Source organism: Cytobacillus pseudoceanisediminis (assembly GCF_023516215.1).
In the GTDB taxonomy this organism is placed as follows: domain Bacteria; phylum Bacillota; class Bacilli; order Bacillales; family Cytobacillaceae; genus Cytobacillus; species Cytobacillus pseudoceanisediminis.
On record NZ_CP097349.1, the window covers coordinates 2,912,140 to 2,925,088 of the forward strand.

The window sequence follows — 12,949 nt, forward strand, 5'->3', positions numbered from 1 at the left end:
TCTTTTCACCGCCCCCTTATCTCTTGCAAACGCTTTCCTACATTATATTTGAAACCGTTTGCATATATAGGTGACTGAATTGACTAAAAAGGTGCAATATTTTGACTTGTTTAAAAGGTTTAACTTGTGTTAATCGAATACATTGCATAGAATGAAGCTATCTTGAATATAGGGATGTGGGCTATGATATTAAAATATCGTTATGAACCGGAAGAATTAAAATTGCTTCAGTGTTTACATGGAAGAATGCGGCTTTCCCCAAAAGATTACAGCCTCTTTCTTAATTTAGAAAAAGGTTTTTCAGGTGAGAAGAAATTTGATGAACTACTAGAACATTCGCCTGAGGAATGGATTATTCTTAATGATTTATTGTTCGATTACAGTAACACCCTTTTCCAAATAGATTCACTATTATTCACTGGAGGCTGTATCTATCTTTTTGAAGTTAAGAATTATGAGGGAGACTTTTATATCGAACAAAACAGATGGTATACAGTACCAGCAAATACTGAAGTTAAAAATCCTCTTCTGCAGCTTCAGCGAAGTGAATCCCTCCTGAGAAGACTTCTGCAGAAATTGGGAGTAGAAACCCCTCTTAAGGCTCTTCTTATTTTTATTAACCCCGAATTTCAATTGTATCAAGCCACAATGAATCTTCCTGCTATATTTCCAGCACAAATTAACCGATTTATAGACAAATTAAAATTGAAATCTCAACCGGCAAATAAGAACCATTTAATGCTGGCAGACAAGTTACTGTCTTTGCATTTGGAGGATATTCCTTATGGAAGGCGATTTGAGTATACATTTGAGGGATTGGAGAAGGGGGTTAAGTGTGCTTCTTGCCAGCACTTTATGGATCGATTGCACAGAGCTGCTTTAGTATGTAAGAATTGCGGATACAAAGAAGATGTCGAATTGGCAATCGTTAGAAGTGTTAAAGAGTTTAGAGTTATGTTTCCCGATATGATGCTAACAACCAATATTGTGCATGAATGGTGTTCTGATATTATTTCAAAGAAAAAATCCGGAAAATCCTATCAAACAACTTTAATCATATCATTCATGGCAAGACTTCTTACTTTGAATAAAACACAATTATGTTGAGTAGTTTATTTTTAACAGTATGGCATGTCCCCTTCGGCTATCCTCACACGATTCATGAATAAGCAAACATCATTAGATTCTTTTAGATCACACTATCGATACTGAAGGGCTCTATTCAGAATTATTAGTTCCATTCACTGAGGTTATCGAACCTTAATGGCTTTATTCTGCTGCATTAGTTCCGCTCACTTGACATCATGAAACTGAACGGCACTATTCACTTGCATTAGTTCCATTCATGTGACATCTTTGAAACTGAACGGCACTATTCTCTTGCATTAGTTCCATTCACATGACATCTTTGAAACTGAACGGCACTATTCTGCTTCATTAGTTCCGTTCACATAAAGTCATCGAATCTTTCTGGCTCTATTTTGGTGCATAAGTTCCGTTCACATAACATCTTCGAAATTTAGAGATTCTTTTTCGCCTCTTCAGTTATTAGTTCCGCTCAATTCACAACATTAGGACACATCGTTTTTTTCCTCCTGCTAAGTCAATAATTATGTCCTTTTGAATTACTTCCGAACAGTTCAGAACCCCATTTCGAAACCACCCTCTGAATCGTTCGGAACCCTGCATTGAAACAACTTGCATCACAATCAGCAGAAGGGCTGCATTGATATTTGCTTTCCGCTTTAAAATTTGCACAGATTTTAATTAACAACAAAAAAGGTTTCCCTATTAGGAAACCTTTTTTAGATACCGGTGGTCGGGGTCGAACCGACACTCCAGAAGGAACACGATTTTGAGTCGTGCGCGTCTGCCAATTCCGCCACACCGGCATATTAAAATGTAGTAAATCTTGTGGTGCCGAGGACCGGAATCGAACCGGTACGGTAGTCACCTACCGCAGGATTTTAAGTCCTGTGCGTCTGCCAGTTCCGCCACCCCGGCGTATATCAGCGAATCAAGATTTAGATTATGGAGGCGGCAACCGGATTCGAACCGGTGGTAAAGGTTTTGCAGACCTCTGCCTTACCACTTGGCTATGCCGCCATAAATTGAAGTTTATTCTGGAGCGGAAGACGGGATTCGAACCCGCGACCCCCACCTTGGCAAGGTGATGTTCTACCACTGAACTACTTCCGCAAAATGGCTGGGCTAGCAGGATTCGAACCTGCGAGTGACGGAGTCAAAGTCCGGTGCCTTACCGCTTGGCTATAGCCCATTGATCGTTCATATTACATTTATATGAGAGTTATACTCGTACTGTTACTTTAAAATTATGGGGCGACTGATGGGAATCGAACCCACGAGTGTCGGAGCCACAATCCGATGCGTTAACCACTTCGCCACAGCCGCCATTATAAAATTGGCAGGGGTAGTAGGAATCGAACCCACATCAAAGGTTTTGGAGACCTTCGTTTTACCATTAAACTATACCCCTATATAAATGGTGGAGGGGGCAGATTCGAACTGCCGAACCCGAAGGAGCGGATTTACAGTCCGCCGCGTTTAGCCACTTCGCTACCCCTCCATATTAACATAAAAAAATGGTGCCGGCGAGAGGACTTGAACCCCCAACCTACTGATTACAAGTCAGTTGCTCTACCAATTGAGCTACACCGGCAAATCAATTCAGTAAAGGTGGCTCAGGACGGAATCGAACCGCCGACACAAGGATTTTCAGTCCTTTGCTCTACCGACTGAGCTACTGAGCCAAATATTATTAATATTGTAAAAATGGCGGTCCGGACGGGACTCGAACCCGCGACCTCCTGCGTGACAGGCAGGCATTCTAACCAACTGAACTACCGGACCAAATTGCGGGGGCAGGATTTGAACCTGCGACCTTCGGGTTATGAGCCCGACGAGCTACCGGACTGCTCCACCCCGCGACAATAATATGGTGGAGGATGACGGGATCGAACCGCCGACCCTCTGCTTGTAAGGCAGATGCTCTCCCAGCTGAGCTAATCCTCCATTATGGTGACCCCTACGGGATTCGAACCCGTGTTACCGCCGTGAAAGGGCGGTGTCTTAACCGCTTGACCAAGGGGCCAATATAGAATTAATAATGGCGGAGAGCAAGGGATTTGAACCCTTGATACGCGGTTAGCGTATACACGATTTCCAATCGTGCTCCTTCGGCCACTCGGACAGCTCTCCATTTGGCTCCGCAGGTAGGATTCGAACCTACGACCGTTCGGTTAACAGCCGAATGCTCTACCACTGAGCTACTGCGGAATAGTGATATTTGTAAAACAGCCCGGCAGCGTCCTACTCTCACAAGGGGACAGCCCCTAACTACCATTGGCGCTGAGAAGCTTAACTTCCGTGTTCGGTATGGGAACGGGTGTGACCTTCTCGCTATCGCCACCAGACTATTTTTCAAAGACAAGTATTATTATACCGTCTTTTTATCATTTTTCAAGAGGAAATTTACTATTTTTCGTTCCCTCAAAACTAGATAATGTATGAAGAAGAATTTGCCGAGTATTCACCAATAACTTGTCTAGCTTCGGCTCCTAACTTCTCTCGAAGTTGAACAGTCGCCTCCGCTTTTCGTTTTGGTTAAGTCCTCGATCGATTAGTATCAGTCAGCTCCACATGTCGCCACGCTTCCACCTCTGACCTATCAACCTGATCATCTTTCAGGGATCTTACTAGCTTGACGCTATGGGAAATCTCATCTCGAGGGGGCTTCATGCTTAGATGCTTTCAGCACTTATCCCTTCCGCACATAGCTACCCAGCGATGCCTTTGGCAAGACAACTGGTACACCAGCGGTGCGTCCATCCCGGTCCTCTCGTACTAAGGACAGCTCCTCTCAAATTTCCTGCGCCCACGACGGATAGGGACCGAACTGTCTCACGACGTTCTGAACCCAGCTCGCGTACCGCTTTAATGGGCGAACAGCCCAACCCTTGGGACCGACTACAGCCCCAGGATGCGATGAGCCGACATCGAGGTGCCAAACCTCCCCGTCGATGTGGACTCTTGGGGGAGATAAGCCTGTTATCCCCGGGGTAGCTTTTATCCGTTGAGCGATGGCCCTTCCATGCGGAACCACCGGATCACTAAGCCCGACTTTCGTCCCTGCTCGACTTGTAGGTCTCGCAGTCAAGCTCCCTTGTGCCTTTACACTCTGCGAATGATTTCCAACCATTCTGAGGGAACCTTTGGGCGCCTCCGTTACTTTTTAGGAGGCGACCGCCCCAGTCAAACTGCCCACCTGACACTGTCTCCCGCCCCGATAAGGGGCGCGGGTTAGAATTTCAATACAGCCAGGGTAGTATCCCACCGACGCCTCCACCGAAGCTGGCGCTCCGGCTTCTCAGGCTCCTACCTATCCTGTACAAGCTGTACCAAAATTCAATATCAGGCTACAGTAAAGCTCCACGGGGTCTTTCCGTCCTGTCGCGGGTAACCTGCATCTTCACAGGTACTATAATTTCACCGAGTCTCTCGTTGAGACAGTGCCCAGATCGTTACGCCTTTCGTGCGGGTCGGAACTTACCCGACAAGGAATTTCGCTACCTTAGGACCGTTATAGTTACGGCCGCCGTTTACTGGGGCTTCGATTCAAAGCTTCGCTTGCGCTAACCTCTCCTCTTAACCTTCCAGCACCGGGCAGGCGTCAGCCCCTATACTTCGCCTTGCGGCTTCGCAGAGACCTGTGTTTTTGCTAAACAGTCGCCTGGGCCTATTCACTGCGGCTCATCAGGGCTATTCACCCTAATGAGCACCCCTTCTCCCGAAGTTACGGGGTCATTTTGCCGAGTTCCTTAACGAGAGTTCTCTCGCTCACCTTAGGATTCTCTCCTCGCCTACCTGTGTCGGTTTGCGGTACGGGCACCTTTTCCCTCGCTAGAGGCTTTTCTTGGCAGTGTGGAATCAGGAACTTCGGTACTAAATTTCCCTCGCCGTCACAGCTCAGCCTGTGTGGTAACGGGATTTGCCTCGTTACCGGCCTAACTGCTTGGACGCGCTAATCCAGCAGCGCGCTTACCCTATCCTCCTGCGTCCCCCCATTGCTCAAACGGTAAAGAGGTGGTACAGGAATATCAACCTGTTGTCCATCGCCTACGCTTTTCAGCCTCGGCTTAGGTCCCGACTAACCCTGAGCGGACGAGCCTTCCTCAGGAAACCTTAGGCATTCGGTGGATGGGATTCTCACCCATCTTTCGCTACTCATACCGGCATTCTCACTTCTAAGCGCTCCACCAGTCCTTGCGGTCTGGCTTCAACGCCCTTAGAACGCTCTCCTACCACTGACATCGTAAGATGTCAATCCACAGCTTCGGTGATACGTTTAGCCCCGGTACATTTTCGGCGCGGAGTCACTCGACCAGTGAGCTATTACGCACTCTTTAAATGGTGGCTGCTTCTAAGCCAACATCCTGGTTGTCTAAGCAACTCCACATCCTTTTCCACTTAACGTATACTTTGGGACCTTAGCTGGTGGTCTGGGCTGTTTCCCTCTTGACTACGGATCTTATCACTCGCAGTCTGACTCCCATGGATAAGTCTTTGGCATTCGGAGTTTGTCTGAATTCGGTAACCCGATGGGGGCCCCTAGTCCAAACAGTGCTCTACCTCCAAGACTCTTACTACATGAGGCTAGCCCTAAAGCTATTTCGGAGAGAACCAGCTATCTCCAAGTTCGATTGGAATTTCTCCGCTACCCACACCTCATCCCCGCACTTTTCAACGTGCGTGGGTTCGGGCCTCCATCCAGTGTTACCTGGACTTCACCCTGGACATGGGTAGATCACCTGGTTTCGGGTCTACGACCACATACTCATTCGCCCTATTCAGACTCGCTTTCGCTGCGGCTCCGTCTCATCAACTTAACCTCGCATGTAATCGTAACTCGCCGGTTCATTCTACAAAAGGCACGCTATCACCCATTAACGGGCTCTAACTACTTGTAGGCACACGGTTTCAGGATCTCTTTCACTCCCCTTCCGGGGTGCTTTTCACCTTTCCCTCACGGTACTGGTTCACTATCGGTCACTAGGGAGTATTTAGCCTTGGGAGATGGTCCTCCCTGCTTCCGACGGGATTTCTCGTGTCCCGCCGTACTCAGGATCCACTCTGGAGGGAACGAAGTTTCAACTACAGGGCTTTTACCTTCTCTGGCCGGCCTTTCCAGACCTGTTCATTTACCTCGTTCCTTTGTAACTCCGTGTAGAGTGTCCTACAACCCCAAGAGGCAAGCCTCTTGGTTTGGGCTAATCCCGTTTCGCTCGCCGCTACTCAGGGAATCGCGTTTGCTTTCTCTTCCTCCGGGTACTTAGATGTTTCAGTTCCCCGGGTCTGCCTTCTATACCCTATGTATTCAGGTAAAGATCCTATCCCATTACGGATAGGGGGTTTCCCCATTCGGAAATCTCCGGATCAAAGCTTACTTACAGCTCCCCGAAGCATATCGGTGTTAGTACCGTCCTTCATCGGCTCCTAGTGCCAAGGCATTCACCGTGCGCCCTTTCTAACTTAACCTACTTCGGCCGCTGATCGACTGCGGATCTCTGCGTCAGCTCTCTCGCTCCGCTCCTCACGTACTGAAGTACGCTCCGGTGCTCACTCGGTCGCTTCCTTGATCTCCTTGCCGCTCATCGTCCTCATGGTTTGTGCTCTTACTTATTTTCAAAATAAGAGAAAAAACTAAGATGGCGATTACTCGGTTATTGCTTCTTCATTATCATTATCTAGTTTTCAAAGAACGAATCTTTCATTGAGAGATTGAACTCTCAAAACTGAACGAACAAAACACGTCACGTTTCATGTAAATATCCTTAGAAAGGAGGTGATCCAGCCGCACCTTCCGATACGGCTACCTTGTTACGACTTCACCCCAATCATCTGTCCCACCTTAGGCGGCTGGCTCCAAAAGGTTACCCCACCGACTTCGGGTGTTACAAACTCTCGTGGTGTGACGGGCGGTGTGTACAAGGCCCGGGAACGTATTCACCGCGGCATGCTGATCCGCGATTACTAGCGATTCCGGCTTCATGCAGGCGAGTTGCAGCCTGCAATCCGAACTGAGAATGGTTTTATGGGATTCGCTTAACCTCGCGGTCTCGCAGCCCTTTGTACCATCCATTGTAGCACGTGTGTAGCCCAGGTCATAAGGGGCATGATGATTTGACGTCATCCCCACCTTCCTCCGGTTTGTCACCGGCAGTCACCTTAGAGTGCCCAACTGAATGCTGGCAACTAAGATCAAGGGTTGCGCTCGTTGCGGGACTTAACCCAACATCTCACGACACGAGCTGACGACAACCATGCACCACCTGTCATCCTGTCCCCCGAAGGGGAACGCCCTATCTCTAGGGTTGTCAGGAGATGTCAAGACCTGGTAAGGTTCTTCGCGTTGCTTCGAATTAAACCACATGCTCCACCGCTTGTGCGGGCCCCCGTCAATTCCTTTGAGTTTCAGCCTTGCGGCCGTACTCCCCAGGCGGAGTGCTTAATGCGTTTGCTGCAGCACTAAAGGGCGGAAACCCTCTAACACTTAGCACTCATCGTTTACGGCGTGGACTACCAGGGTATCTAATCCTGTTTGCTCCCCACGCTTTCGCGCCTCAGCGTCAGTTACAGACCAAAGAGTCGCCTTCGCCACTGGTGTTCCTCCACATCTCTACGCATTTCACCGCTACACGTGGAATTCCACTCTTCTCTTCTGCACTCAAGTTCCCCAGTTTCCAATGACCCTCCCCGGTTGAGCCGGGGGCTTTCACATCAGACTTAAGGAACCGCCTGCGCGCGCTTTACGCCCAATAATTCCGGACAACGCTTGCCACCTACGTATTACCGCGGCTGCTGGCACGTAGTTAGCCGTGGCTTTCTGGTTAGGTACCGTCAAGGCACCGGCAGTTACTCCGGTACTTGTTCTTCCCTAACAACAGAGTTTTACGATCCGAAAACCTTCATCACTCACGCGGCGTTGCTCCGTCAGACTTTCGTCCATTGCGGAAGATTCCCTACTGCTGCCTCCCGTAGGAGTCTGGGCCGTGTCTCAGTCCCAGTGTGGCCGATCACCCTCTCAGGTCGGCTACGCATCGTTGCCTTGGTGAGCCGTTACCTCACCAACTAGCTAATGCGCCGCGGGCCCATCTGTAAGTGATAGCCGAAACCATCTTTCAGCTTTCCCTCATGTGAGGGAAAGAATTATCCGGTATTAGCCCCGGTTTCCCGGAGTTATCCCAGTCTTACAGGCAGGTTGCCCACGTGTTACTCACCCGTCCGCCGCTGACTTCAGGGAGCAAGCTCCCATCTGTCCGCTCGACTTGCATGTATTAGGCACGCCGCCAGCGTTCGTCCTGAGCCAGGATCAAACTCTCCATATAAGAGTTGATTAAGCTCATAAATTGTCTTTTCAAAAAAGACTAAAGAATTAACGTTGACGTTTTTGTTCGTTCAGTTTTCAAAGATCAATTTCTCTTTGTTATATTTTACCTAATCGCTCAGAAGCGACTTTATCAATATAACATGTGTTGAATTTAGTTGTCAACACTTTTTTTATAAGTTATCCGTCGTCTGTGAAAATGTTTTTCGTTCATATCGCAGCGACGGATATAAATATAACAAGGATTTAAATAAAGGTCAATAACTTTTAAAGTTTTTTTACGATAATTTTTTTGAGTTTGTAATACCTGTGATAAATTCCTTGCCCTTTTGTTTCAACATTTACTGTTTCGATAAAATGCTTATCAATCAAATACTCAAGAAGCATGCTTAAGTCAACTGCATATAGATAAAGCTCTTCATGGTTCATAATATCGTGGATGGACCATGCATCTTTCTCAGCAAGCACATCTGCAAGATGGCTGATTCCTTGCTTAGTTCTTGAATGAATTAGAAATTCACTTGCAAGAAACAGAAGCTCCAGTCTTTTTTCAAGAGGCTCCTGGCTATTCACCAATTCTTCATATAGCTTCATTATTTCAGGTTCAATTTGCTTTACCTGGTTCCAGACAGTTACCTCTGGATGGAATCCATTTTCAATAACAGCCAGTCTGGCCAGGTGATGAAGGGAATGAACAATATGGTTATAGGCATCAAAATAATGGCGATTTTCAAAAAAGGCTTTGCCATCCATATATCTTCTGATCAGCTTGGCAAACTCAAGACCCATTTTTAATTTTCGCCCATAGAACGGAAATTCTCTTAATTCCACCTTCAGGTTATAAATATATTCATTTCGATCGAATAAAACTTTCCCATTATAGAGCCAATCAAAGATCTTTCGGTTCGACCCCAGCAGGATCCATTCGCGAAGCTGCTTGTCTGTCACAATATGAAGAGCAGCTTTTTTATCTTTATATGTGTAATGTTTAACAAACACAGGTTCATCTGCTTCCTCTACAAGGATCAGCAGTACAGCATCAAATGTATCAGTAGCAGGAATAGCTTTTTGCAGTTTTTCGGTCATAATCACGCCAAGAGTGTTCGTCTGGCTTGCCCGTTCTTGATATATAGGACGGAGAATATCTTCCATCATAATTCCTCCATTTTATTGATAGCGTATATCTTCGACAATTATAAATGAAATCCTTCCTAAATGTGAGACATTTTTCGACACCATTCTATATTAATATTTATTTACGCAAAAGGAGTATGGTATAGTTAGTTTTTAGGAGGGAGCAGAATGGCTAAGTACTCAAATAAAATCAATAAGATTCGTACATTTGCCCTTAGTTTAATTTTTATCGGATTTATCGTTATGTATCTCGGAATATTCTTTAGGAATTCCGCTCTTCTCATGACAATATTTATGCTTCTTGGAATGCTCTGCATTCTTGCTAGCACCGGTGTATATTTTTGGATCGGCATGCTTTCAACAAAAACCGTGCAGGTGGTTTGCCCAAATTGCGGAAAACATACAAAGATGCTTGGCCGAGTTGATATGTGCATGTACTGTAATGAACCTTTAACGCTCGATCCAAAACTTGAGGGCGTTGAATTTGATGAAAAATACAACAAAAAAAATACGAAGCAGAGCTGATTTATCTCTTGCTTCATATTCAAGTTTTAAGAATGACCGGCTAACTGAAAGCCGGTTTTTTTATGGAAAAATAAAAAGCTGACAGCACACAGCCGGCAGCTTTAAATAATTTATTAGTGAGCTTCTTTACTTGCACAATCCGGACACGTTCCGTAAATCTCCATTCTATGATGGCTGATTTTAAAACCTGTAACATGTGAAGCAAGGTGCTCTACTTCATCAAGACCAGGATAGTGGAAGTCTACAATCTTGCCGCAGCTTTCACAAATGACATGATAATGATGAGTGGTTACAAAATCGAAGCGGCTAGATGCGTCACCATATGTCAGTTCCTTTACCAGGCCAACCTCACGGAATACTCGTAAATTATTGTAAACTGTTGCCACACTCATATTTGGAAATTTACCCTCTAATGCTTTGTATATATCGTCAGCAGTAGGGTGTGACATGGAGTTTATTAAATATTCAAGTATCGCATGACGCTGCGGAGTGATACGGACTCCAGTATCTTTTAAAGTATCCAGCGCCTCTTTTAATTCCATATGCGCCACCGCCATGCACCTCTTTTCCAACAAATATTCTTACTTTATAATCTTTATAAATAGTGTACTAATTTTTTACCACATTTGTCAATATTACAAACTCCTTAATAGAGGGAATCAACTCTTTTCAGCGTGAAGCGATTGCTCACCGGAGCCTAAATGGTGATTGACAAACCGGGCAGCAACAAACAGCAGATCTGACAATCGGTTCAGATAAACTAAAACGATCGGATTCACTTCTTCACCGAGCGAGACCGCACATCGTTCCGCTCTTCTCACCACCGTTCTAGCTACATGGAGCGCAGCTCCCGAAGGGTGACCGCCGGGTAATATAAAGTTATTAAGCGCTCCAAGGTCAGCTTCCCACTCATCAATTTGCTTTTCCATGAAGGTGATATCCTCTTGCTTTATCGTCCATTTAACTTCTTTTCCTGCAGGCGTTGCCAGCTCTGCTCCTGCATGAAACAGGTCTGTCTGCACTTTATGAAACACCTGCTCCACTTTTTCTTTCCCGCTGAAATACTCACTTCTTAAATGGCTTAAGGCCATTCCAATCATAGAATTAGCCTCATCACATGAACCGTATGCCTCAACGCGAATGTCATTTTTACTGACTCTCTGCCCGTATATTAATGACGTTGTCCCCTTATCTCCCGTTTTTGTATAAATCCTCATCTTAATACCCTCTTTCAAAATCGATCGCATTAATAATCTTTGTTATTTTATATATATGTATGAAGGTTATGCTTAAAAATTTAACCAGACTTGGACCTTTTCATTTTCCGCCGGCAGTTTATTTAACATGCCCTAACAAAGTACCAAGCGTAAACTCAGCCATAAGAATTTCATTCCCATTGCATGTTTTGAAATGCATTTCATCTATTCCTGCTGACATCACCATAATCCACTTTAATTTTTTTATCTTATTAATTCTTACCCATGTGTAATAAATACTTAGCATCATAAAGGATTTCCCGCAGCTTCAAATCCGTCAATAAATAGAAAATCCCCTTAAGGAAAATCCAGTATTGCCTCTTCCTGCAGCTCTTGGGAGGCAAAATGGAAGAAACAATTTTCATAACTACCACTCCATCTTATTTAATTCACCGTTTCACCCCATGCCGCTTGGCAAAAATAATAAACATAAAAAAACGAACCTGTTCAGGTCCGTTTCGAAAAAGTATCTGAGGAGGTATGCCCTAATAAAATGATATGCAAAACTTGTTCTTCGGAATGGACAAAAGCCTTGTTCCGTTAAAAAATAGGCAACCCATTTGCGGCTAGGACAAATTCTCCTTTATATATTCCAGTGTCTCCTCGACATGCCCTTTTACCTTAACCTTGCGCCACTCTTTAACCAGTTTGCCTTCCTTGTCAATAATAAAAGTGGAACGTTCAATTCCCATGTATTCTTTCCCGAAGTTCTTTTTCAGTTTCCAGACATCATAGGCATCTGCCGCTTTATGCTCCTCATCCGCAAGCAGCAGGAAAGGCAATCCATGCTTTTCAATAAACTTCTCATGCCTGCTGAGCGGATCGGGGCTTATTCCTAAAACGACAGCATTCACATCTGCAAAATTATCATGATTGTCCCTGAAATCACATGCCTGGGTTGTGCAGCCAGGCGTCATGTCTTTCGGGTAAAAATAAAGAACAATATTTTTCCCGAGGTAATCTGATAACTTTACCTTTTCACCATTACTGGCCTCGAGCTCAAAATCCGGAGCTGCTTTACCGATTTCAATTGCCATTTTAATTCCTCCTGTTGAATAGGTTTCTTACTCTAAGCCTATCCAACTTTGTGGTCAAAAACAACTGATAGCATTATGAAACCCGGTCACCTGCATCAAATACTACCCTGGCAACAAATGCTGCCGGGATCACATAACCGATTAACGCTTCCAGTACGGCAATAAGCCTGCCTATACCAACAGGACTGATATCTCCATACCCAACTGAAAAAAGTGTTACCGCACTAAAATAGAAACCCGTCTCCAGTCTCTCGAGGAAACCAGTTTCCATATAGTCAGTGCCGTCCATTAAAACCACCAGCCCATGTAAATCAAGCCATATATATATAAGGCCAAACCCAATCATAATCGTTGCATACAAACTTATCAGATAAAGGAAATTCTCCACAGAAACCCATCTTCCCTTTATCTTGGCGGATGAGAAAAGAGTCTGCAGACTCATGATCATACACAGCACGATTAAAATCAGCGATAAATAAAATGCCATACTGCACCTCATTTCGAAATGCTTATCAATTCATTTATACGCTTATAGCCAGTCCTGTATGACAGCCTGTCTCTGAAACGTCTTTCTGCTTATACTCAGAATTTCC

At 45.2% G+C, this 12,949-nt stretch carries 7 protein-coding genes, 16 tRNA genes and 3 rRNA genes; 2 read left to right on the forward strand and 24 right to left on the reverse strand.

Annotated elements, in window-relative coordinates:
- Window positions 1–183 precede the first annotated feature (183 nt).
- Window positions 184–1,107 (forward strand): nuclease-related domain-containing protein, encoded by a 924-nt coding sequence (locus M5V91_RS15610; RefSeq protein ID WP_284521338.1) that lies wholly within the window; start codon window positions 184–186, stop codon window positions 1,105–1,107.
- A gap of 703 nt (window positions 1,108–1,810) precedes the next feature.
- On the opposite strand, the gene M5V91_RS15615 is transcribed toward M5V91_RS15610, so the two are convergent.
- From M5V91_RS15615 to M5V91_RS15710, 20 genes are all read right to left on the reverse strand, one after another.
- A tRNA-Leu gene (locus M5V91_RS15615) sits at window positions 1,811–1,892 on the reverse strand.
- A gap of 23 nt (window positions 1,893–1,915) precedes the next feature.
- Window positions 1,916–2,004 (reverse strand) — tRNA-Leu (locus M5V91_RS15620).
- Between the two features lie 28 nt (window positions 2,005–2,032).
- Window positions 2,033–2,106 (reverse strand) — tRNA-Cys (locus M5V91_RS15625).
- An 18-nt stretch (window positions 2,107–2,124) separates the two neighbouring features.
- A tRNA-Gly gene (locus tag M5V91_RS15630) sits at window positions 2,125–2,199 on the reverse strand.
- A gap of 4 nt (window positions 2,200–2,203) precedes the next feature.
- Window positions 2,204–2,278: transfer RNA gene (locus M5V91_RS15635), tRNA-Gln, on the reverse strand.
- A gap of 58 nt (window positions 2,279–2,336) precedes the next feature.
- Window positions 2,337–2,412: transfer RNA gene (locus M5V91_RS15640), tRNA-His, on the reverse strand.
- 11 nt (window positions 2,413–2,423) lie between these two features.
- Window positions 2,424–2,497: transfer RNA gene (locus M5V91_RS15645), tRNA-Trp, on the reverse strand.
- Window positions 2,498–2,504: 7 nt separating this feature from the next.
- A tRNA-Tyr gene (locus M5V91_RS15650) sits at window positions 2,505–2,587 on the reverse strand.
- A gap of 17 nt (window positions 2,588–2,604) precedes the next feature.
- Window positions 2,605–2,680: transfer RNA gene (locus M5V91_RS15655), tRNA-Thr, on the reverse strand.
- An 18-nt stretch (window positions 2,681–2,698) separates the two neighbouring features.
- Window positions 2,699–2,771: transfer RNA gene (locus M5V91_RS15660), tRNA-Phe, on the reverse strand.
- Window positions 2,772–2,794: 23 nt separating this feature from the next.
- Window positions 2,795–2,871 (reverse strand) — tRNA-Asp (locus M5V91_RS15665).
- 3 nt (window positions 2,872–2,874) lie between these two features.
- Window positions 2,875–2,948 (reverse strand) — tRNA-Met (locus M5V91_RS15670).
- 9 nt (window positions 2,949–2,957) lie between these two features.
- Window positions 2,958–3,033 (reverse strand) — tRNA-Val (locus M5V91_RS15675).
- Window positions 3,034–3,037: 4 nt separating this feature from the next.
- Window positions 3,038–3,112, reverse strand: a tRNA-Glu gene (locus tag M5V91_RS15680).
- Between the two features lie 16 nt (window positions 3,113–3,128).
- A tRNA-Ser gene (locus tag M5V91_RS15685) sits at window positions 3,129–3,219 on the reverse strand.
- A gap of 3 nt (window positions 3,220–3,222) precedes the next feature.
- Window positions 3,223–3,297 (reverse strand) — tRNA-Asn (locus tag M5V91_RS15690).
- A gap of 20 nt (window positions 3,298–3,317) precedes the next feature.
- Window positions 3,318–3,434, reverse strand: a 5S ribosomal RNA gene (gene rrf, locus M5V91_RS15695).
- 186 nt (window positions 3,435–3,620) lie between these two features.
- Window positions 3,621–6,555, reverse strand: a 23S ribosomal RNA gene (locus tag M5V91_RS15700).
- 300 nt (window positions 6,556–6,855) lie between these two features.
- Window positions 6,856–8,405 (reverse strand): 16S ribosomal RNA (locus M5V91_RS15705).
- Together the 16S, 23S and 5S rRNA genes with 16 tRNA genes alongside form the textbook arrangement of a ribosomal RNA operon.
- A gap of 266 nt (window positions 8,406–8,671) precedes the next feature.
- Window positions 8,672–9,556 carry a nucleotidyltransferase-like protein gene (locus M5V91_RS15710; protein ID WP_284522282.1) on the reverse strand — a complete coding sequence of 295 codons (885 nt, stop codon included), beginning with the start codon at window positions 9,554–9,556 and terminating at the stop codon, window positions 8,672–8,674.
- A gap of 150 nt (window positions 9,557–9,706) precedes the next feature.
- Between M5V91_RS15710 and M5V91_RS15715 the strand changes: the two genes are divergently transcribed.
- Window positions 9,707–10,063, forward strand: coding sequence for a YgzB family protein (locus M5V91_RS15715; protein WP_009335859.1), 357 nt, complete (start codon window positions 9,707–9,709; stop codon window positions 10,061–10,063).
- A gap of 113 nt (window positions 10,064–10,176) precedes the next feature.
- Here the strand turns inward: M5V91_RS15715 and perR are convergent, their stop codons facing one another.
- From perR to M5V91_RS15735, 4 genes are all read right to left on the reverse strand, one after another.
- A complete protein-coding gene (perR, locus tag M5V91_RS15720) occupies window positions 10,177–10,614 on the reverse strand; it encodes a peroxide-responsive transcriptional repressor PerR (RefSeq protein ID WP_162272000.1) in 438 nt (145 codons plus the stop codon).
- 108 nt (window positions 10,615–10,722) lie between these two features.
- Window positions 10,723–11,280: a cob(I)yrinic acid a,c-diamide adenosyltransferase gene (locus M5V91_RS15725; RefSeq protein WP_019383517.1), complete on the reverse strand. Its 558-nt coding sequence runs from the start codon at window positions 11,278–11,280 to the stop codon at window positions 10,723–10,725.
- A 605-nt stretch (window positions 11,281–11,885) separates the two neighbouring features.
- The gene (bcp, locus tag M5V91_RS15730; protein ID WP_019383514.1) at window positions 11,886–12,356 is read right to left on the reverse strand and encodes a thioredoxin-dependent thiol peroxidase; all 471 of its coding nucleotides are present in this window, start codon (window positions 12,354–12,356) and stop codon (window positions 11,886–11,888) included.
- Window positions 12,357–12,429: 73 nt separating this feature from the next.
- A complete protein-coding gene (locus M5V91_RS15735) occupies window positions 12,430–12,843 on the reverse strand; it encodes a potassium channel family protein (RefSeq protein ID WP_009335854.1) in 414 nt (137 codons plus the stop codon).
- Between the last annotated feature and the right edge of the window lie 106 nt (window positions 12,844–12,949).

Excerpts from the sequence above, each read along its gene's own strand:
- M5V91_RS15610 (WP_284521338.1), top strand. The coding sequence starts at position 184 with ATGATATTAAAATATCGTTATGAACCGGAAGAATTAAAATTGCTTCAG.
- M5V91_RS15710 (WP_284522282.1), bottom strand. The coding sequence starts at position 9,556 with ATGGAAGATATTCTCCGTCCTATATATCAAGAACGGGCAAGCCAGACG.
- M5V91_RS15715 (WP_009335859.1), top strand. The coding sequence starts at position 9,707 with ATGGCTAAGTACTCAAATAAAATCAATAAGATTCGTACATTTGCCCTT.
- M5V91_RS15725 (WP_019383517.1), bottom strand. The coding sequence starts at position 11,280 with ATGAGGATTTATACAAAAACGGGAGATAAGGGGACAACGTCATTAATA.
- bcp (WP_019383514.1), bottom strand. The coding sequence starts at position 12,356 with ATGGCAATTGAAATCGGTAAAGCAGCTCCGGATTTTGAGCTCGAGGCC.
- M5V91_RS15735 (WP_009335854.1), bottom strand. The coding sequence starts at position 12,843 with ATGGCATTTTATTTATCGCTGATTTTAATCGTGCTGTGTATGATCATG.